The 23,160-nt window shown below is 36.3% G+C and carries 11 protein-coding genes; 4 read left to right on the top strand and 7 right to left on the bottom strand.

Features of this window, described 5'->3' with window-relative positions:
• Positions 1–159 precede the first annotated feature (159 nt).
• The 6 genes from KEM10_RS15975 to KEM10_RS15950 all read right to left on the bottom strand — a co-directional run bounded on the left by KEM10_RS15975 (position 160) and on the right by KEM10_RS15950 (position 14,753).
• Complete coding sequence (locus KEM10_RS15975; RefSeq protein ID WP_212217033.1) at positions 160–4,440, bottom strand: hybrid sensor histidine kinase/response regulator transcription factor; 4,281 nt, start codon at positions 4,438–4,440, stop codon at positions 160–162.
• A 158-nt stretch (positions 4,441–4,598) separates the two neighbouring features.
• On the bottom strand, positions 4,599–5,723 hold the full coding sequence (locus KEM10_RS15970; RefSeq protein WP_212217032.1) for an aldose epimerase family protein: 1,125 nt from the start codon (positions 5,721–5,723) through the stop codon (positions 4,599–4,601).
• 200 nt (positions 5,724–5,923) lie between these two features.
• Positions 5,924–7,570, bottom strand: a complete 1,647-nt coding sequence (locus KEM10_RS15965; protein WP_212217031.1) for an arabinan endo-1,5-alpha-L-arabinosidase — start codon at positions 7,568–7,570, stop codon at positions 5,924–5,926.
• A gap of 296 nt (positions 7,571–7,866) precedes the next feature.
• Entirely contained in the window at positions 7,867–9,708 is a 1,842-nt protein-coding gene (locus KEM10_RS15960; RefSeq protein ID WP_212217030.1) for a RagB/SusD family nutrient uptake outer membrane protein, read from the bottom strand.
• Between the two features lie 30 nt (positions 9,709–9,738).
• Positions 9,739–13,002 carry a SusC/RagA family TonB-linked outer membrane protein gene (locus KEM10_RS15955; RefSeq protein ID WP_212217029.1) on the bottom strand — a complete coding sequence of 1,088 codons (3,264 nt, stop codon included), beginning with the start codon at positions 13,000–13,002 and terminating at the stop codon, positions 9,739–9,741.
• A gap of 23 nt (positions 13,003–13,025) precedes the next feature.
• The gene (locus tag KEM10_RS15950) at positions 13,026–14,753 is read right to left on the bottom strand and encodes a hypothetical protein (RefSeq protein ID WP_212217028.1); all 1,728 of its coding nucleotides are present in this window, start codon (positions 14,751–14,753) and stop codon (positions 13,026–13,028) included.
• 462 nt (positions 14,754–15,215) lie between these two features.
• Between KEM10_RS15950 and KEM10_RS15945 the strand changes: the two genes are divergently transcribed.
• The 3 genes from KEM10_RS15945 (at position 15,216) to KEM10_RS15935 (ending at position 21,193) form a co-directional block, all read left to right on the top strand.
• Positions 15,216–17,558 carry a glycoside hydrolase family 127 protein gene (locus tag KEM10_RS15945; protein WP_212217027.1) on the top strand — a complete coding sequence of 781 codons (2,343 nt, stop codon included), beginning with the start codon at positions 15,216–15,218 and terminating at the stop codon, positions 17,556–17,558.
• 157 nt (positions 17,559–17,715) lie between these two features.
• Positions 17,716–18,111 (top strand): hypothetical protein, encoded by a 396-nt coding sequence (locus KEM10_RS15940; protein WP_212217026.1) that lies wholly within the window; start codon positions 17,716–17,718, stop codon positions 18,109–18,111.
• A gap of 1 nt (position 18,112) precedes the next feature.
• A complete protein-coding gene (locus KEM10_RS15935) occupies positions 18,113–21,193 on the top strand; it encodes a T9SS type A sorting domain-containing protein (protein ID WP_212217025.1) in 3,081 nt (1,026 codons plus the stop codon).
• Between the two features lie 45 nt (positions 21,194–21,238).
• Here the strand turns inward: KEM10_RS15935 and KEM10_RS15930 are convergent, their stop codons facing one another.
• Positions 21,239–21,901, bottom strand: coding sequence for a Crp/Fnr family transcriptional regulator (locus tag KEM10_RS15930; RefSeq protein WP_212217024.1), 663 nt, complete (start codon positions 21,899–21,901; stop codon positions 21,239–21,241).
• A gap of 260 nt (positions 21,902–22,161) precedes the next feature.
• Between KEM10_RS15930 and KEM10_RS15925 the strand changes: the two genes are divergently transcribed.
• Positions 22,162–23,127: a bile acid:sodium symporter family protein gene (locus KEM10_RS15925; RefSeq protein WP_212217023.1), complete on the top strand. Its 966-nt coding sequence runs from the start codon at positions 22,162–22,164 to the stop codon at positions 23,125–23,127.
• Positions 23,128–23,160: the final 33 nt, after the last annotated feature.

Genomic DNA, 23,160 nt, shown 5'->3' with positions numbered 1-23,160 from the left:
TTTCATATTAATGAAAACAAAAGTAGCTCGGGAAGGCCGCTATTAAGAGGACAATCGTTTTTATAAGGTGGATAGATGTACAATATACCTACAATTAAAAGTGCCTTAATGGTGTATTATTCAATCTACATGGAATATATTCCTCATTACTGGTAGTATTTAAGAATTAGCATATTCACTTGGTGAACATTTATAGAATTTTTTAAATACACGACTAAAGTATTTTGGATCATTGAAGCCAACCATAACGGCAACTTCTGCAACCTGGTATTTTTTTGTTTTTAACAAAGCAATTGACTTCTTCAATCGGAAGACATTAATATATTCGTTTGGCGATACATTTGTTAATGCTTTCAATTTTTTATATAATAAACTCCGACTTACGTACATTTTTGAAGCGAATGTCTCAATATCAAAAGAAGGATCGGCATACAATTCCGAAACTACAGCATTAACCTTCTGCATAAAATCATCGTCCAGCGAACCTCCCCTAAGTTCCTCTTCTCCGGTGGTATCTTGGAGATAAATGGATTTAAGCTTCTGACGGTTCTCTATCAAGCTCTTCATCTTGGCCAGCAGCAGACTAAGATTAAACGGTTTGGTAATATAATCATCCGCTCCTACTCCTAAACCTTCTACTTGATTTTCTTCCATTCCTTTTGCCGACAGCAGAATAACAGGAAGATGACTGGTATTTAAATTATTTTTTAATTGTTTACATAAATCCAGGCCATTCAAGCGTGGCATCATTATATCACTAACTACCAAATCAACCTCTTGCTTCAAAGATAAGTCATAACCATCCTTACCATCTTTTGCTGTATAAACATTGTATTCATCAGCGAGCGATTCAGCCAGAAAATACCTAAGATCATCATTATCTTCAACAACTAATACTTTTGCTTTATCAGTATCGCCATTTAGTGATGTTTGATCTTCGTCAGCCACCTTTTTTATTAGACTAACTTTTTCATCTATCGATACCGATTCTGCTACTTCATCTTCTATTACAGTATAGTCATCGAATCCTTCCAGTTCAATAGGTAATTCCAACACAAAAGTTGAACCTTTTCCATACTCGCTAGATACTGATATATTTCCATTTTGTTTATCTACTAATTCTTTCACTAACGATAAACCAATACCAGTTCCAAATCCCAGGTTATTATCTGCGCGATAGAAACGATCAAACACTTTTTCAATAACATCTGGTTTTATTCCTTGCCCACTATCGGTTACGACTACCTCAATCGTTTTTTTGTGATTGTTACTGGTTTTCAAACGCAATGACAGATCCACTTTACCCGTTTCGGGAGTATATTTGAAAGCATTGGCCAAAAGATTAAAAAGTATGTCTTCCAACTTTGATTTATCGCACCAACCACTGTAATCAGCTACTTCAACATTAATTGAATAGTCGATATCCTTTTCGTCAGCCAAAACTTTAAAAGCCTCACCAATTTCAACTATCACTTCATCTAATATCGCTTTGTGAAGCATGATTTTTAATTTACCTGCTTCCAGCTTTCGAAAAGTTAATATCTGATTTGTTAACAATAATAATCGTTCGGCATTTCGCTTTACAACCTCAATTGAATTTCGCACTCCTGAAGGTAACGTACTATTCTTTCCGGTTAACAAACGTTCTATTGGCGAAAGAATAAGTGTTAATGGTGTTCTGAATTCGTGAGATATATTAGTAAAAAACTGCATCCGCATTTGATGAATACTTTCCACCTGCTTGTTAAGATCAATTAGCTGGTCTCTTTGCGAAACAATTTCCTTATTTTTCTCTTCTAACTGTACCTTTTGCTTCTCGATTTTAGCACTTCGTTTTTCCAGTTGCTCATTGTTTTCAAGCAAACGCTCAGATGTTTCTTCTAGCTGTTTGTTTTTCTTGTCGATTTCAATTGTTCGCTCTTTAACCAATTGTTCAAGGCGTTTCTTCTGCATTGTTATTCTAAAAGAACGATATCTAACATAGGATGAACCTAGCACGATTAATACCAAAATAAGTAACAATTTAAACCATACTTCCTGCCAGAATGGTGGAATAATTTCGATGTATACTTCGGTAGATTCATCGTTCCATACCCCTTCCAAATCGGTAGATTTCAATTGAAATAAATAGGTTCCACCAGCAAGATTTGTATACGATGCAATCCTTCGCTTTGAATCCACTTCAACCCAGTCTTTATCAACACCTGACAAACGATAGGCATATTTTATTTTAGAAGAATGAAGAAAATTCATTGCTGAAAACTCCATAGAAAACACGTTATCCTTATATGATAATGTAATTGTATCGTTGGCAAACGATGCTCTTTTTAAAGGCACCTGACCATGATATTTATCGCCGGGGGTTACTTTATGATTATAAATATTCAATGCCGTTATGGCAACTCGTGTATCGTACGGATAATTATAAATTTGATTGGGATGAAAGTAATTAAGCCCTTTCAACCCCCCAATATATATGTTACCTTCCTTATCTTTAAATCCGGCCGACCAGTAATATTGATTGTTTCTTAAGCCATCCTGCCGATAGTAATTGGTGAAATGATTTTCTTTAATATTAAATTTCGATAAGCCATTTTCTGTCGTTATCCACAAATTATTTTCGTCATCACACAAAACACTATAAACCACATTATTTGCCAATCCATCTTCTTGCCCAAAGCTGATAAACTCATAATTGCCATTACTGGTTTCAACACACCGGGCAATACCTCCACCATAGGTGCCCATCCAAATATTTCCATCAATATCGGTTGTAAGTGAAGTAATATAGTTGTTGGGCAAACTATTCTTGCCATCCGTTTCTTTATACTCAACTAGTTCGTAACGAGACATTACAGTCATCTCATTTTTATTCACCAACTTACCATCAAAGCGGTATAGACCATTGGTTGTACCTATCCAGTAAAAACCATTCTTATCTTCCTGAATACACCCCACTTCCCAATCCTGTGGAATTCCGCCAAGCGGCCTTATTTGATAGAATCGTCCCTCTTGCTTATTGTAAATACAAAGTCCTTGCTGTGCACCCACTATCAAGTCACCTTGACGATTCACATACATAGTAGAAATAAACTCTCCTACTAATCCATCACTTTCATGTAAGGCCTTAAAACGACCATTATTTTGGAGCACCTGAATACCCATTCCCCATGTACCAACCCATATTTGGTTGCTTTCATCTTCATAGATTGAAGTGATAAAATTACTTTCAATAGAATTAGAATTATCTGATTGGGTACGATACACTTTTGTCTGATTGCTCTCTTGATTGATACGAACCAAACCGTAACCCGCTGTTCCAACCCAAAGATTTTTATTGCTTTTATAAATAGAATTTATAATGTTACTGTTGACAACTGCAAAATCGGGGTTAGAATTATCTAATGAATTGAAGTTTTTTTGATGCACATTAAAATAAGCCAATCCAATTTTATCCCCTCCAATCCATATACTACCTTGATTATCGGCATAAATAGAGCGAATAAATTCAGCCTGATATTGCTCTTCCCGATTATTAAAAAGCCTGAACCTGTTTACATCACCACTTTTGATATCTAATGTACTTAACCCACCCAAGGTACCAATTAACAAAATATTATCAGATACTTTTGAGATAGCTGTAACATTTGAGTGGTTTATACTTTTCTTTCTATCTGTATCATGACTAAACCATTCTATTGCTCCTGATTGTTTCCCGCAAAGGTACATGCCATTAGTTGTACCTAAATAAAGGTTTTCTTCATCATCAAAGATACTTTGAATCGTTTCAGAATTTATTGTATTGTGATTTAGTTGGTAAGCAACAAACTTCTCCTTCGAAGAATCAAACTTAAATATCCCTGCTTCTGTACCCAATAACATTTCTCCTTCTTTACTTTTATAGATATTAAGCGGAGAAGGAGATTCTTCAGAAGTCCAGTAATGACCAATCACCTCAAAGACATTTGTATTTTCGGATATTTTATATATCCCATTGGTTCTTGTAATTACCCACAGATTATCTCCATCAAAAAAGCTATTTACAACATCTTGTTTAAAGATTAGATTAACCTTACTTTGTTGTATTGTAACAAACTTTCCGGTTAATAGATTAAGAATTTGCAGGCCCTTTTGATTGGAAACAAATAAATAATTTTTGCCGTTGGTGGTTAAATGTAAAATGCGGTTATGCCATAATTGATCTTCAGCACCATTTGAATAGTAATATTCAAATCCATAACCATCGTATCTGCATAAACCATTATCGGTTCCGAACCAAATAAATCCATAAGCATCCTTTGTAATGGATTGAACCGTGTTTTGCGGCAATCCGTTTTCGATATTAATATATTCGATTCGAGGATTTCTCTGACCAGAAACTTTTAATGAGACAAAAGCATAGAAAAGAAATAATACTATTTTAAGAGGGAATTTTTTCATACACAGCTTTAATACAACCAAACAAACTCTTTAACTCTTATCTTACCTGGGCTGATTTGTTATTTAAAGTTATGTACAAATATAACAGAGACTGCCATGAAAAAGAAAAGAAGGTTGCAAAAACAACCTTCTTTTCTTTATAAAATATTTTTTTTGAGCTATTCTGCTTTGAAAGCGTAAACACAAATTGAATAATAGTCTTCTCCAGGATTTAACAAAGTTGAAGGAAAATCAGGTTTATTTGGTGTATCTGGGAAATGTTGAGTTTCTAAACAAAGAGCCTCGCGATAATTTAAAGTTTTACCATACTTACCCATATCTTTATTATCAATAAAGTTACCGCCATAAAACTGAATACCAGGCTCGTTAGTGTATACATCCATTACACGACCTGAAACCGGTTCTTTTAATGTTGCAGCTAATGTTAATCCATCAACAGCCTGATTAAGCACCCAGTTATGATCGTATCCACCACCTAGCCTTAATTGTTCATCATCAGCATTAACACGATCACCAATTGCTGTAGCTTTTCTAAAATCAAATGGAGTTCCTTCAACCGGAGCCAATTCACCTGTAGGTATTAATCCGCCATCAACAGGAGTAAAAGCATCAGCATTTATCATTAATAAGTGATCATTAATAGTACCTGCAGCTTCGCCACCCAAGTTAAAATAAGTATGGTTTGTTAAATTAACATGAGTTGTTTTATCTGTTGAAGCAAAATACTCAATCTTTAACTCATTTTTATCTGTTAATTCAAAAACAACTTTTACATCAACATTACCCGGATATCCTTGCTCACCATCAACAGATGTATATGTAAACTCCAATGAGTTGGTTCCAACTGGTTTTACATCCCAAATTTTTGAGAAGAACCCTCCGGCACCACCGTGCAAAGTATTTTCTCCATCATTCATATCGATATTGAAAGTATCTTCTTCAATTACAAACTGCGCTTTTCCAATACGGTTGCCGTAACGACCAATGGTTGCTCCATAGAAGTTTTCTTTATTATTAAGGTATTCATCACCAGTGCGGAAACCAAGACTGACATCAGCAAAGGTACCTTCTTTGTCTGGAACCCAAAGGCTAACAACACGGGCTCCGTAATTGGTTAACTGAGCTGTTAAACCATTGGCATTGGTAATGGAATACAACTTGATAGCCTTATCGTTAAGGGTTGTTTCAAAAGCATTAGCATCAATTAAGTCAAGCTTAGCTTTATCGCATTGACATGCCGTAAAAAAAGAAGCAATTGTCAAGGCAAATAGCAATTTTTTCATATGAATCTAAATATTAGTTTAACTTCAAGGGATTATTCCCTGGTTGATTAATTTATTAAAAGTAAAATTAACTTTTTTTCTTGATTATATATCTGAGAGGTGAATAAAATAAGCCCCGATAAAGGTTTTTAATCCTTTACCGGGGCTTATATTTAATTTTTAGTCTAAAAAGAGTACTTAACAATACTCTTTCAATTATTCTACTCTACCTTTTTACCCCACAAAGAGTACTTACTATCATCGGTAAGACCTGTGAATACAATGGTAACCTCTCTTGGATTTGCCTCCCAATCAACTTCGCGCTCTACATACAAAGTCAAATTACCAACGGTTAATCTATTGGTTGAGCTATTAAATGACCAACTTCCATTTAAAGCACCACTTGCAGTTCCATCGTCTGCTAATATCAAGTCAGTTGATGTTTGCATATTTCCATAACTATATTTTAAGGTTATACACTCCCATTTTCCAACCATTTCATCAACAGTTATTTCTTTTTCTGGCACACCTGTATATCTTTCAGGCATAACTACCGGCCATCCTCCTACAGTCCAGCGAATTTTTCGTACATGCCCCATCATATTGGCATTGGCATAATCATTACCATTGGTTCCAGCAGGTAACCGACCTTGCGATGCATAAAACCAATCGCCATCTTCATCCTGAAAAACGGCACAATGAGCAATACCCACCCAACCAGAATGATTATTAAACTGATAAGGATGTGTTATTATGGGGTAACAATCTGCTCCTTCGGTTACATTAGCTCCATCGCTACCATAATAAGGTCCATCAATTGAAGTAGATCGACAAACACGAGTGTTATAAGGCACATCTAAACCATCATAAGCCATAAACAGATAATAGTAACCATCTTTATACACTATTTCCGGTGCTTCGCTACCTTGCCAACGTGAACCAGGTGTGCGAGTTGCAATCCTCTTACCATATCTGGCGGTTAACGCACTAACACTATATGCATAAGGTTCGCCTAACTCATTAATTGGCTTTCCTGTTGTGGCATTTACTTCTAAGATACTAAAGCCACTGTGCCACGAGCCATGCACTAAATAATGCTTTCCATCATCTGTAACAACGTACGTTGGATCGATTGCATTGTAGTAAAAATATCCGCTCCAGTCCGATGTACTGGCACGACTATAATCTAATCCTCTGTCTGATGATGAACAAGTAACAAATCCCTTGTCTTCCCATACAGCTCCGGCAGGATCAATTGACTCGCACATACCAATAAATGCACGCTCTGTCCAGCTTCCATCAAAAGCTTCTGATATAGGATTACCCGTTTTAATATAGTTATCGATAATGATACTATAATACATGCGTAACTTTTCTTGCCCTCCAACAGTAATTTTTCGCACTACAGGAGCCCAATATCCATACTGAATATCATTTTCAGCTATTGCATCTAACCCCATTCGTGAACGAATATTATTCAGTGAATCAGCCACCCAAGCAGGAGGATCATAAAAAGGTCCACCAATCCATTCCCAATTAACTAAATCAGTTGAACGCTTTCCTTGAAAATGCCCATGACCTTCATGCTCGTTTCCAAACGAAGCATCTGTATTATACATATAGTAATATCCTTTGTAATAAGCTACAGATGGATCATGCACATTAGCTAAGTTCCATTGTGATCTGTTATTCCATGAGGCAATATCATCACCTGACCATGTATAATCATCATTATATGTTGGAATCACATATTCCGGGTCTGGATCCGGGTCTGGATCTGGATCTGGCTTTGGGTCTGTTCCACTATCAGAACATCCAATCCAGGCAAAAATCATTATTGCACTCAATCCCCAAATAAATTTCTTCATATTTCACAAGCTTAAAAGATTTTGATTCAAAATAAGGTAATTAATAATCTACAGAGGTGGACTATATCTTATTTCATGTAGAAAAATAGATACCTTCTTTTACTATTATGCCAACATCCACTACCACTGATCCAATAAGAAAAAAAAGATGAAATTTCTTATTAGTACTGGCTAAGAAAGAGAAGAAACCGTCCATTTCTATCCTACATCTCAAACAATTTGGGCAAAAAAAAAACTTCCTTATCAACATACAAAAGTACATCGATAAGGAAGTAGTATTTTATCAAAAAAACCTCTTAATCTAAATTATAAACAGGGCGAACAGTATATCCTTTTTCAAAGAATGCAACACTGTTATCTGAGTTATTATTGGCTGAGTTTCCAGTAAGATTAGGATTAGTATCCAAATTTGTTTGCCATACAGGGAAATACTCATGTCCAACAACATAACTATCGTATGATGAACCACTGGCATTTTCTGAAGTTAATTCCTCTAAATCAACAACAACAAACTCTTCTTGCTTTTCTTCTCCATCCTCTTCCCAGGTATAAAGTTGTTTCGGTGCCAATTTATAATAAGCATGCTCTTTAATCTGCTGCATACGACCATCATCATAGAAGAATCCCCAACGAATTAAGTCAGTACCACGACCGTTTTCACAACCAAACTCTTTTGGACGTTCCACATTTGCAATTTGCTCAAAAAGAGCATCTGCTGTTGGAAAATCAGAAAGTTGAAGATCTGGTAGAGCTACACGTTGACGAACTTCGTTAATGTAATCGATAGCTGTTTGTGTTGGTCCGTTAAGTTCATTCTCACATTCTGCGGCACGTAATAAAACATCACTATAACGCATCAAACGTAAGTTAATACCGGATCTTAACCCCACAATAACATCTTCTGATATATCTAATCGAGCGTAAGTCCATTTAGCAATTGATATGCCTCCCTGTGAAGTGTTGGAACGATAATTCAGAACCCAATCATTATCCTTATCACCTGTAACTGCTGATAGTTCTGATTTATAAGCCACATTTGTACGAGGGTCACCATTAGGATAGGCCGCTGTTGCAACATCTGTTACAACGTTATATTCTGGCTCATATGTAACCAATGTCCAATACAATCGTGGATCAGGGAATCCATCTGTACAGGTTTCTTTTTTAAATAGGTTATACAACCATGGTGCTGCTGCACAGTCACCCCAACTACCTTTATCCTGAGGAGCATAGTTAGCCTCAACAGCATGCCCTTGTGTTGCATTTGGACTTATATTTACCGGAGTCCATTCTTCATCAGTTCCACCGGTTCCAAAGTCCATAAACTGTACTTCAAAAAGACTCTCTGAATTATTCTCGGTACTTTCTTTAAAGTTGTCACCAAAATCGGCAGCCAGTGCATAATTTCCATATTCGCCGGCAATTATATCTTTTAATACAGTATAGGCTTCTGCATATTTCTGACGGAACATCAGCGTGCGAGCCATGTATCCTGCAGCAGCTCCACAAGTAGCACGACCACTGGCCCATTCGCCACCTTCATTGCGTGAAGGCAATATTTTCATGGCTTCAGTAAGATCTTCCTCTACTTTATTTAAAACTGAGTCCTGGCTGGCAGTAGTTGCATACAAAGTGCTAATATCAACATAATCGTCGTAATTAGTAATCAACGGAACATCCTGATAAATAGTAGCTAAATTGTAGTATGCCAATGACCTTAAGAAAAGAGCCTGTCCTTTAATCTCATTATAGGAATCCTCTGACATTTCAACATCTTCCACTTTTTTAAGTACAAAGTTGGCACGGTTTACCACATGATAGTTATCACGCCATGGCCATTCAGCCATAAAATAAGCAGATGTATGATTAAGGTTATCAGCATCTATATACCATTGTTGAGATGAGTTCCAGACTTCATCACCACGCACAGCATCAATAACATAACCAACACGGGCAAAAGTACCTTCTAAACGAATTCGATTGTAACAAGCAATTACAGCCTCCTGAAGTTCCGACTCCGTATTTCCAAAATCGAAAGTTGTTTGACTATTCGGGTTTTCAACATCGAGTTGGTCATCACAAGCTGTAAGGCCTGCGATAATCGCGAATATTACTAGATATATATTTAAACGTTTCATATAGCTTCTTTATTTTTCAGATTATAAATATTAGAATGATAGGTTTAATCCAAACATAAATGATCGCGGTGTTGGATACGATGCATAATTATAACCTGGTGTATATGTACCGCCTGCAAAGTCTACATTATAACCTTTGTATTTGCTGAATGTATATAAATTCTGACCTGAAGCGTAAACACGAACATTACTAACCACACCATTAAACCATTGATCAGGGAAATTATAACCTAATTGCACGTTTGCAATCCTCAAATAGGATGCGTCCTGTATGTATCTATCACTGAAATAATTATTTGTTGCATTAGCCGATTTATATTGCACTCGCGGAACATTAGTATTTGTATTAGTAGGTGTCCAAGCATTTAACAGACTAACATCTTTATTTGTAGCACCATAAGAATTACGTAATTCCATATCAACAAAATCAACTGCTTTAAAACCGGCAGCACCAAATGTAGCAACACTTAAGTCGAAACCATTCCATTCAACACGTGCATTTAAACCAAAGTTAACATCAGGTAAACCACTACCTATAAAGGTTCTGTCTTCGGCATTAATGGTTCCATCGCCATTCAAATCTTTGTACAAAAGATCACCTGCCTCAGCTCCCGGTTGAGAAATAAACATGCCGTCTTCGTTTTGACGACCATCGATAGCAGCCTGATTTTGAGCTATACCATTTCTGATATTGTAAGTTCCATCTTCATTTTTCACATCATCTTCTAGCACCCAACCATAGAATGATCCCACTTCGCGACCAACCTCTGTGCGACATATTCCATCATTTTGAGGCTCATCGGCAACTCCTAAACTAGTTACCTCATTGGATAGTGTTGAAACATTTGCAGAAATATCGTACTTAACTGCATGGTTGTAGTTGCGATAAGTAAATAAGAATTCCAATCCTGAGTTAACCATAGTGGATGCATTCATACTTACTCTATCATTTGTAAAACCACCTGAAGATGGAACTTTTACACCATAGTGCAAAGCTTCCGATGTTGCTTCATACCAGTCGAAATTAAACTCAAACTGATTATTGAACATAGCCAGATCAAAACCAAAGTCAAGCGTTTTTTTGCTTTCCCATCTTAGGGCTGTATTTACAAAGTCCGAAATAGCAGATCCCGTCACCTTATTATTACCGAAACTGTAAGTATAATCGTTTCTGCGCATTGTAGCCATATAATCATATACTCCTAGGTTTTCAATACTTCCCAACTCTCCATAACTACCGCGAATCTTAAACAAGCTGATGGTAGAAGGATCTACAGGAAAGAAGCTTTCTCGTTCAATTCGCCATCCTGCTGATACTGATGGGAAAATATCGAAACGATCTTCTGGTGAAAGATGACTTGCACCATCACGACGAGCTGTTGCTGAAAAGAAGTACTTACCATCGTAATTATAGTTAAAACGACCAATATATGACGCTATCATCCAATCGCTTTCATAACTATATGAATTTCTTTCAGACGCATTATCCAGCTGCAAATAATAGGGTTCAGACAAGTTATTACCCGTTCCTCTTAGCGAGTGATAATATTCACTCTGATAGGTTTGCCCTAAAACGGCATCAATGTTATGCTTCCCAAATGTCCCACTATAGTTTATATAGTTTTCAATTAAAGAATTACTTGTGTATCTATATTCCTGATTAAGAACTTCACTTTCTTTAGGTAAATAGTTGATTGTACTTGATATAAAGGCCGGTACAAATGAATAATTCTTAACTATTGTTTTATTGTATGCCAGGTTAAGATTGTATGACAACTTGTGATTGCCGGCTGCCACACCAAGCATATCTAAAATATCAAAACTTGTATTGGCAGAACCAACAAAACGATCCACTTTCACATTTCTTTCCAATAAATTGTTTGTCATCAACACATTGGTCATACGCAAGTCACCATGAACATCGTCGTAGTAAGTACCATAACCGTAAGCATCATATCTCCATCCAACGGCAGAAGAAAGTCTGTCATCAAGCACCCATGTTGATTCATCATACGCCTTAATAGTAGAAGGTAAAAGAAGTGCTGAAGCCATTACCGGATATTGACCTCCATAAAGACCTTGTACATACTCGTTGGCGTTACTAAGAGCCATATTATCCTGATCGCTATGGCTATAAACCAAACTTGTTTTGATTTTAATAAACTTAACATCCATCGTATTATTCACACGAGCTGTGAAACGGTCGTAGTTGGGACCGGCACCTTCCATCGTACCTTCCTGACTAAAATAGTCAAGACCAATGTTGTAAGTATTATTTTCACCACCACCAGAAAGGTTAATATTATGATTTTGACGAATCCCTGTTTTAAACACTTCATCAACCCAATCAGTATCAACTGAAGCAACTTCGGTACCATCAGCAAGCGTATTCCATAAATAATTACTACTTGCAGGATCATAACCGCCCGGAAGAGCAACTTCACTGTTTGCATAGGCCATGGTTAAGTATTCTTTGTATTGATCAGCATTCATAACATCGTATACTCCTTTTTGAATCTGATCTATACCATAATAACCGCTGTAGTCAATCTTCATTGGTGAGTTCTTCTTACCTTGTTTAGTAGTGATGATAATCACACCATTACCTGCACGAGAACCATAGATTGCCGCAGCAGAGGCATCCTTAAGAATTTGTATTGATTCGATATCGTTTGGAGAGAAATCGCGAATGGTTGTTCCCATAGGTACTCCATCAATAACGTAAAGAGGATTAGTGTTACCAAATGAACCAATACCACGAATACGCACGGTTGGATCTGCTCCCGGCTGACCATCTGAAGTAATTTGAACACCAGATGCTTTACCTTGTAACATTGTTGAAATATTTGAATTCGATTGTTTCTTCATCTCATCAGCATCAACAATGGCTACTGAACCTGTAAGGTCAGCTTTCTTTTGTGTACCATAACCAATAACAACTACCTGGTCTATTTCTCTGGTATCTGCTACCATCGTAATATTTCCGAGGGCTGTTTTACCTTCAACATTTATTTCAACGCTATTGTATCCAATAAATGATAGTATTAGAGTTGCATCGGAAGAAACATTTAGAGAAAAATTACCATCAATATCAGTAATAATACCATTTGTAGTACCTTTTTCCTGAATAGTAGCACCAATTAGGGGTTCTCCGTTTTCATCAACGATTTTACCCATCACAGTTATTTCCCCTTGTTGAATCATTGCGGTCTGGTCGGCTTTGCCGTTTCCTTCTGCATATATTGACGGTAGTAGTGTCAACAATCCCAACAGGATTATATATATATATTTCATAGTATTTGTATTATTCTTTATAATTATTCAGTAATCACGACATAAGCACCCTCAATAACCAGAGCACAATTCAAATCAGAGCTGTCAACTTCTATACCTTCATATTTCTGGAAATGAACTTCTCCCGTAGCATAGGTAACATCGTAATTAATATCAGCCGTATTGTCGCCATTGTTTGTTACTGTGATTACCACTTTAGAACCATTTAAATTGGATGCAAATACATCAAAGTTCCAATCATTTGTTGCAGTGGCAATACCTTCGTAACCAGCACCCCAACCAAAGTTATCCATACGAACTACGCCATATTCAGCATTATCAGCCTTACGAAGAATAGTACATGGGCTATGCCAGTTATTAACCTCGTTTGAATAGCAGTACATGGTAATTACTTTACTCTCACCTGATGCTACAGCATAATCATCTGAGAATTCAGTCCACCAGGCAGTAGAGAAATCTATCGCTCCTACCTGACTGGTACCTTCTACAATAGTAAGCGGTAAAGTTGTACTTACCGTGCCTGTTGCACCTACATATGAAACCGTCGCATTTTGATCACCTGCAACAAGAGGAATTTCAAATTCTAAAGTTGAGTTCTCAAGTATACCCGTTGAACCGTCAGAATAAGTAGCTGTTACAACCAATCCAGCAGGATCAAATGCAGGTGATTCTGTGCCATAAAATGCATAGATTGTCATTTCAGGCATAGTAGTTATTTCCAATGAAGTAACTGCATTTGTAACCTCAAGAGTGTAAGAAGTTGTTACTGCCGGACCATAATTACCTTGCTTGGTTTTACTGTATGCTACCGCAACTGTTTTTTCTCCCAATGTAGTCATATCTGGTATTACACTAAACGAGACATCAGCTGTGTCTACTTCAGCACTTGAACCATCTGCAAAGGTTACGGTTGCCACTCCATCTCCCCAGAAATCTTCATTTCCTATTTCAACAAATTTCGGAGTTCCTGTAACTTCAATTGATATCGGACTTACATCTTCTACTACAGTTACTTTTGAAGGAATCAAATATGCTGTATTCATCTCGAAATAACTGGCATCACAAATTAAGAATGCTGTAATATCATCAGATGCAGAAACACCTTGATGATATGTTTCAGTTATTGTTGTACCATTTGTTCCTACAGCAGTAGCCGTAACAAATACATTACCTGTAGCTGAGTGATCAATATCGATAGAAACCGTTGCTCCATCCATGGTAGCTCGGAAGTCATTCCAAATATCACCATCTCCATCCGTATCAGGATAGTCATGTGACACCATATTCAGATCGAAAGCGTAGCGTTCATCTATATCAGCCATTCCACCTCCCCAACCGTAAGCATCTGAGCGTAATACAAAGTATTCTGCATAACCATCACCATCACGATCTGCTACTTCATTGGTGACAGCCAGATTCCAGTTATTCCAATTATTTTCACTACCTCCATTATGGTTAATAAACTCAAGATGTAATAGCTTATTTGTTGGAATAGTGAAGTAATCTGAAAAATCAGCCCACCAGCCAGAACTGTAATCTTCCTGGCCAACTAACGATGTAGAGATATTAATATAAGTAGTATCTCCAGTATCTTTACTTGCATTCGCATCTGCAATAGAGTCGATCCTGTCTTGAAGATCAGAGGGTGCATCAATCAAATACCTATCTGATTGTTCACACCCAACTAAGCCAAATGCAGCAAAAACTGTTGCGTACAAAGCGCGCCTAATCAGTTTGTTTCTAATTTTCATTTTCATAGCTTTAGTTAACAATAATTTTCAATGTATATTCATTATATATAAGAATGCCTAAATCTTAGCGATCTCAGCATATCAGAATGCTTAATAAAACTCAACTCCGCAGAGAATATTCAACTCCTTTTAACACAAGCATCAAAACACTTCCTTCTCCTTTTTAAGGTATTTTTCATTTTACCTCTGAATATGTTTCGAAATGTTAATTCAAAAGTAGGTGACGCAGATTATCCTAAGGTTCACAATTAATTCTTTTTGGTGGACTTTTAATGACAGCTGATAATCAATATTTTAAGAAATCAACCAGAGATATAAACACCCGTAAATATGAAAAGGTGTACAATTGAATAATTCATATATATTATTGTCCACCTATTTAGTAAATTTGTACCGTTACAAGTTAGATTTTATTAGCATTTTTGAATAAACAATAATTGCAGCAATAGCAAAATGAACAATATGAGAAGATCTATTTTACTCTTAGCAATCATCCCTTTGTTTATAGGATGTGTTAAAAAACAAGAAAAAATGCAGACATTTTCGCTAGAAGATGTCAAGTTACAACCTTCACCTTTTTTAAATGCCCAAAAAGTTGATCACAAATACTTATTGGAGCTGGATATTGACCGTTTATTGGCTCCATATTTTAAAGAAGCTGGCCTTGAACCTGTAAAAGATAACTATACAAACTGGGAAAACACCGGATTAGATGGGCATATTGGTGGCCACTATCTTTCTGCTTTATCAATGATGTATGCTTCTACCGGGAACCAGGAACTTTTAAATAGAGTTAACTATTTTGTTACCCAACTTAAAAAATGCCAGGATGCCAATGGCGATGGTTATTTAAGTGGTGTACCTGACGGTAAAAGAATCTGGAACGAGATATCGGATGGCAAAATAGAAGCCGGAAGTTTTTCTTTAAATAAAGGCTGGGTACCATTATATAATATTCACAAAATTTTTGCCGGCCTAAGAGATGCCTATGAATTTGCGCATAATCAAGAAGCTTTAAATATGCTGATAAAATTATCTGATTGGTTTATGAGCATTACCGACCACCTTAGCGATGAACAATTACAACAAATGTTGATTAGTGAACATGGTGGCATGAACGAGGTTTTTGTGGATGTAGCAGAATTATCAGGTGATAATAAATACCTTGTCTTCGCCAAAAGATTTTCTGATTATTCAATTTTAAATCCATTAATCGACAAAAATATCAATCTGGTTGGTATGCACGCCAACACTCAAATACCTAAAGTTATTGGATTTAAACGATATGCTGACGCTGCTCATGACACCACATGGAACGCAGCCTCGGAATATTTCTGGGATAAAGTTATTAATGACATGACAATTTCTATCGGAGGGAACAGTGTTCGAGAGCATTTTCACTCACCTGATGATTATTCTTCAATGATTAAATCAGAACAAGGTCCTGAAACTTGCAACACATATAACATGCTTCGTTTGAGTAAAATGTTATTCTTGAGTGAGAATGATAATAAATTCATGGATTATTACGAGCGTGCTTTATACAACCATATTCTTTCAACTCAACATCCTGAAACAGGTGGATTTGTGTATTTCACACCAATGCGTCCTCAACACTACAGAGTTTATTCGCAGGTTCATACTTCATTTTGGTGTTGCGTTGGTTCAGGACTTGAGAACCACACTAAATATGGTGAAATGATTTACACGCATACATCAGATGAATTATTTGTAAACCTTTTTATTCCTTCACAACTTAGTTGGAAAGAAAATGGCGTTGTGTTACTACAGGAAACACAATTCCCATACTCCGATGAAATAAATTTTGTTATTCAAAAAGCAGCTAAATCATTTAACCTTAACATCCGTATTCCTGCATGGTTAGGCGATAAGTCGCCTGAAGTAATTATTAATGGAGAAACTGCTCAAACAAAAAAATTGAATGGCTATTTACAACTACAAAAGAAAGAATGGCAAGAAGGAGATTTAGTTTCAGTAAAAATGCCTATGCATACAACCATTGAATATCTTCCTGATAATTCAAATTACGCTTCTGTATCCTACGGCCCTATAGTCTTAGGTTCAAAAACCGACACTACTGATTTAGACGGTTTATACGCTGATGACAGTCGTATGGGGCATATTGCTAAAGGTGAAATGCGACCATTAGAGGAAGCTCCTGCTATTCTTGCAGACAATAGAGATTTCAGTGATAAGATTCACCCTATTGAAAATAAACCATTGCACTTTTGGATTGATCTAAAAGATAACGAAAGATTAGAATTGCAACCATTTTATGAAGTACACGATGCTCGATACATGGTTTATTGGCCGGTTTATACTAAAGCTGAATTAGAAAGCGAGATGGAAAAACTAAGGATAGAAGAAGAGGCTGCCTTAGCTTTAGAAAGACAAACCATCGATAAAGTAGCACCGGGAGAACAACAGCCTGAATCAGATCATTTCTTCAAAGGAGAAAAAACCAATTCCGGCATCCATCAGGAAAGATTCTGGAGAGATGCTACAGGTTGGTTTAGCTACATTTTAAATGACAAAAAAGCTGAAGCTAAAACCTTACGAATTGAATATTTTGGTGGAGATACGGGGCGTAAATTCAGAATAGAACTAAATGGTAATCTTTTGGCAAAAGTCCATTTAGAAGGAGGTAAAGACGGTTTCTATTTTGTAGATTATCCCTTAGAAGATATAAAGGATAAAATTAAAACAGGTAAAATTGAGCTTAAGTTTGTTGCTGAACCAGGATCAGTTGCTGGAGGCATCTATGGAGTGAGATTAATGAAATAAAGTCAAATATAAAAGTAAGTTTAAAGGACATCCTCGTTGGGTGTCCTTTTTTACATTCTAAAATTGCCGCTTATCAAACTATCAAAAACATTCCTCATAACCATCTTGAGTTAATGAAAATATTGCTATATCTTGCAGTTTTAAGGAAAACAATCTAATGAAAAAACATTTTCAATACCTTTTAGGCATTGCTTGTATGTGTGCCATACAATCTTGTTCTGTACAATCTAAGAATACTAATACGAACATAAATTCGACTTCAACAGAAGGTCCTGCTCCTCACAGTAAGCAAACTATCGACATAAATTCCATATTGGCAGAAGGTGTAATTGTTAGTGAGCAGAACAAGTACTTTTTTAATATTTCAAAAGTTATAAAAAGAGGACGACAAGCTCCTACTATTCTGGCCAATCAAAAGTTATCATTAAAAGATAAAGAATTAACTAAAATCCCCAAAGACCAAACTATTACTGCCACCTTAAGGTGTAACAACCCCAATGAAACAAATCCAATTTGGATAATTGTAGATGTTTATGAAATCAATCAACAATAGAATGAAAAGACAGTTATTTAAATATACATCATTTGCCATTGCATGTGCACTTTCCGTTAGTAGCCTATACTATTTATACAATTCTAAAATAGAACAAAAGGTAAAACCCGCAACACGAATAAAATCAAGCTTCTCACCTAAAGCAAAAGCTTCTACTATCGATGGGCGCAACGAGTACTTCTTTCAGGTATTAAGAAACCCTGAGACAAACGAAATACCGAAAGGAATAAGAAGCAAAGAAGCAGAATTATTCAAGAGCTTAAAGTCACTAAACCTTAAGAGTTCGCAGGCCGAAAACTATACATGGACAGAAATTGGACCACACGATGTTGGAGGACGAACCCGTGCTTTGGCCATTGATGTAAGAGATGCCAATCATGTAATTGCAGGCGGTGTTTCAGGGGGTATCTGGAATTCAACCGACAAAGGTGCAAGCTGGTCGTTACAAACCACTCAAACAGGATCATTCGCTGTAAATTCTATATGTCAGGATACCCGAGTTGGCCATCAGGATACATGGTATTATGTAGGCGGAGAATTCTCTGGCAATTCAGCTAATGCAAGAAGTGCAAATTATACTGGATATGGACTTCATCGTTCTACTGATAATGGTATTACATGGGAAGCCATTATTGATGATACCAATCCTTATGTCTGGAACAGTTTGCTTGATTATGCTTCAAAGGTAATGGTTGACCCAATAACCGGAACCATATTCATTGCCAGTAATAGCTACGGAATTATATATGCATACGAAGATAACGGAGAATATCTCATAGGCCCTGTTATTGGAGGCAGTAATGATCATTATTATGCCGATTTTGACATTGATGCCAGTGGTAACATGATTGTGGTGTTATCTGAATCTGGTTACGATATAGAAAAAGATTATGAAGCGGGAGTATATTACAAAACTGCAAGCGCATCTGTTTTTACAAAAATTGATATGGAATCGATAAATCCAGATGGTTTTCCTTCATCATTTGACAGAAGCGTTATTCGTTTCGCTCCCTCCAATCCTAATATAGCCTATGTATATACTGTAGATGGTTCCACCCCTTATTTTCATGTAGCCACTATCAATCAAACTACTGTTTCTGATTCCTATTTAAGCGATCGGACAGGTAACTTACCTAGCTATGGTAATTTGGGAAGTCAGGGAAGCTACAACATGACCTTAGCAGTCAAACCCGATGATGAAGATTTTGTAATTATTGGCAGCACCTCATTATTCCGTTCAAATGATGCCTTTGCCACAACTCCTGAAATAGATTATGGCTGGATTGGTGGTTATGGACCAGATGGAGCTGACGATTACATGTATCCTAACCATCACCCCGATTGCCATATTACTGTGTTTGATCCACAGAATGCAGATGCTGTATGGAGTGGTCATGATGGGGGATTAAGCTATCTGACTGACATAACACTCAGCACAACTATCCCAGAATTATTACCATGGCAAGATATGAACAATGGTTATAACATAACTCAGTTTTATACACTGGCTAATTCAATGGGAGCTAATGAAGATCGATACCTGGGAGGAACTCAGGATAATGGATCTCCTTATTTTAAAACCAGTAACTCCTCCTCTACTGATATCAGTTCTGGTGATGGGGCTTATTGCTATCTATCTCCAACGTATGCGTATATATCAACTCAAAATGGAAGTTTGATGCGAACCGGTTACAACGAAAGTACCGGTGATCCACTAAACCCTTTTTCCAGTTCAGGTCCTTATAACTGGTCGCAAATTACTCCAACGGATGCTACTGGCCAGCTATTCATAAATCCTTTCTGCATAGATCCGGTGGGTGATACTACCATGTATTATGCCGGAGGCGAACAACTGTGGATTAATCTTAATGTTGATAAAATAAGTAATTACAATTCTGGTACTACCATGGAGGGTTGGTATGCTCCTTCAGCTTTGGATGCACCAGGAGAACTAATTACAGCACTGACTTCATCTAAAGTGCCCGATCACATTTTATATTATGCCACCTACACCGGAACCTATCCAAAATTGTATAAAGTTGATAATAGTATAGCAGTCGAATCAGAAATTACAAGAGAAGAAATTACTATAAGTTCAGCTGCCCAGGATTCATACCCGTATTACATTGCGGTTAACCCATATGATGCAAATGAAATAATAGTTGTATTCGCCAATTATGGCGTTCCTTCATTATTTCATTCTACCGATGGCGGAGATACTTTTAGCATTATAGATGGTAATCTTACTGCAACAGAATCTTTGCCTGGCCCTTCTATAAGAAGTGCAGCCATATTAAATTGGAATGGAGAAAAAACTTATTATATCTCAACAAGCATAGGAGTTTATCAAACCAACTTATTGAATGGTTCATCAACACAGTGGGTTAATGTTGATAACAACAACCTGGGCAATGTTGTTTGTAATAGAGTTAAAGCAAATGAATTTGATGGTAAAGTTGTAATTGCTACTCATGGAAGGGGAATATTCAAAGGTGAATCAGCTAATAAATTATACATCCACAATAAATTACCTAACCTTCAGCGCTTAACAACATCTGTAAACGATGCCATCAATATTAGTGATTTATTCATGCATCAAACGGGGGCTGAAATTTCATTATCATTGGCTAACAATTCTGATCCATTAGTGGCTTCAGCTTCAATAAACAGTAATTTATTAACTATTGATTATTCCAACAGCTCTGAAGGTCAGGCACTGATAACCATTGAGGCAACATCGGGTACTGATGTGGCCCAGTTCACTTTTTCTGTTACTGTCACCAAGGATGCTACTACCGGATTAGAAAATCAATCGAGAAACGAATATTCAGGTAAAGATTTGAAAATTTATCCTAATCCTAATAAGGGACTGTTTAAAATTCAACTGGAAAACAATATCAATGAAACTGCTCAGGTAAAAATTTACAGTATAAATGGCCAACTAATTTATTCAAGATCATTTGTTGATGCTAATGATTTAACCAATTTTGAATTTGATATCACCGAAGTAAGCAGTGGGTATTACCTGGTAGTTATTGAAAGTGAAAATCGGACTCTGAAGAAAAAGATATTGAAAGAATAAAAGATACTATACAAAAAATGCCTTCCAATAACAGGAAGGCATTTTTTATGATATCATCACAATCTTGGTGAGTTTTTCTTTACTATTAATTTTTATTTCGCTCCGGCTAAAACTTAGAATTCCATCCTCCTTAAATTCGGTAATTAAACGACTTACCGATTCTTTTGAGGTTCCTATCCATCGTGCCATGTCCACGCGCGAAATAACTAAAGGTATAGGTTCATCATCTTTCGCCTGAAATAACTCCTGAAGCTTTAAAAAAAGATTAGCCAACCTACCACGTACTGTCTTTTGTGATAGTTCAATCATTGAATTGCAAGTCTGTTTTAATTCTTCACACGTTTGTTTCATTATTAAATCAGACAAGGATTTATCTTTTTTCATAGTATCTTTCAATACATCACCCGGAATAATACAAACCTGCGAATCGTTCAAACTCTCGCAGCCAGTAACTTCAGGCTCATCAGATAACATGGAATGAAATCCTATTAAACTACCTTCTTTTACCAGACGAACAATCTGCTGTTCACCCTTTACACCATTTCGGTAAATTTTTAGCAATCCACTTTTTACATAATAAGCATGGTTCATGTTCGAATCCTGAGCATAAACCAATTCCCCTGATTTATAGTTCTGACATTTTTCATAGATCAACTCCCCCAAATCGGTATTCTCATTAAAAAACCTGGAATAGTTAAATACTGCCATACTTTAAATTTTAATTAATTATCAGATGCCCAAAGGTACATTATTTTAAGTTTCTCAACCAATAGCATAATTCACTTATTTACTAAACACATGAACCTGAGAATAGTTAAATATTAGCTTATAAAAACATAGTAATTAACAAGTATTATCGCGGCAAAAACTGTGAATTCCCATTTTACAGGTAACTTAAACACTTAGAGTGTTAGCATGCAAACTGTTTCTCTTCAAAAATGAAAGCTTATATTTACCAAAACCATAAAATGAAAAAGTTAATCGACCCATTTATTATTGCTTTACTATTTATGATTGCATTAGGTTGGAAATACCCAAATCCGGCTTTGTACGATGGGTGGTTTTCATTAGACAATCTTTCGGAAATTGGGATAGCACTTATATTTTTCTTATATGGATTGAAGCTTAGTCCGGCAGAAATGCGAAAAGGAATGAATAACATCAAGGTGCACATAATAGTGCAAGCATCCACTTTTATACTTTTCCCACTTTTGGTTATAGCCTTTTTTCCTTTTGTAAAAGATTCAAAATTAATATGGTTGGCTATATTCTTTCTGGCAACCTTACCTTCAACAGTATCATCATCAGTTGTGATGGTTGCTATGGCCAAAGGCAATATTCCGCCTGCTATTTTTAATGCCAGTTTATCAGGCTTGATAGGTATATTTGTAACACCTCTTTGGATTGGCTTATTTATTAGCACAACCAATATCGACTTTGAATTATCAGGCATACTCTTTAGTCTTTTCCTTAAAATAGTACTTCCGGTAATTTTTGGCCTTTTATTGAATCGTATATGGGGAAGATTAGCTCAAAAGCACAGTAAGCAACTAGCCATATTTGATAAGGCTATTATTCTACTCATTGTCTATAAAAGTTTTTCTAAATCTTTTAACAATAACCTCTTCGAAACCATTCCCTGGATTCAATTATTCATCATTGCAACTGCTGTAATTACTTTATTTGCTCTTGTTTATACAAGTATTCACCTAACCAGCAAGTGGATAAACCTCAATAGAAAAGATCGTATTACAGCTCTTTTTTGTGGTTCTAAAAAATCGTTGGTACACGGAACAGTTATGTCGAGTGTATTATTCAAAGGAATGGCCAGCCAGGGATTGATGCTACTTCCCATTATGATATACCATGCCTTTCAGCTTGTAGTTATTAGTTTTATCGCCCAAAGAATGGCAAAGAAAATTCAATCATCATAAAGCTACAAACTAACTACCTATTGATATATGTAT

Origin of the sequence: Carboxylicivirga linearis (assembly GCF_018271995.1) — a bacterium.
Taxonomy (GTDB): Bacteria; Bacteroidota; Bacteroidia; order Bacteroidales; family Marinilabiliaceae; genus Carboxylicivirga; species Carboxylicivirga linearis.
Note: the sequence above shows the minus strand (reverse complement) of the source record. Positions and strands in the feature narration are given on the sequence as shown.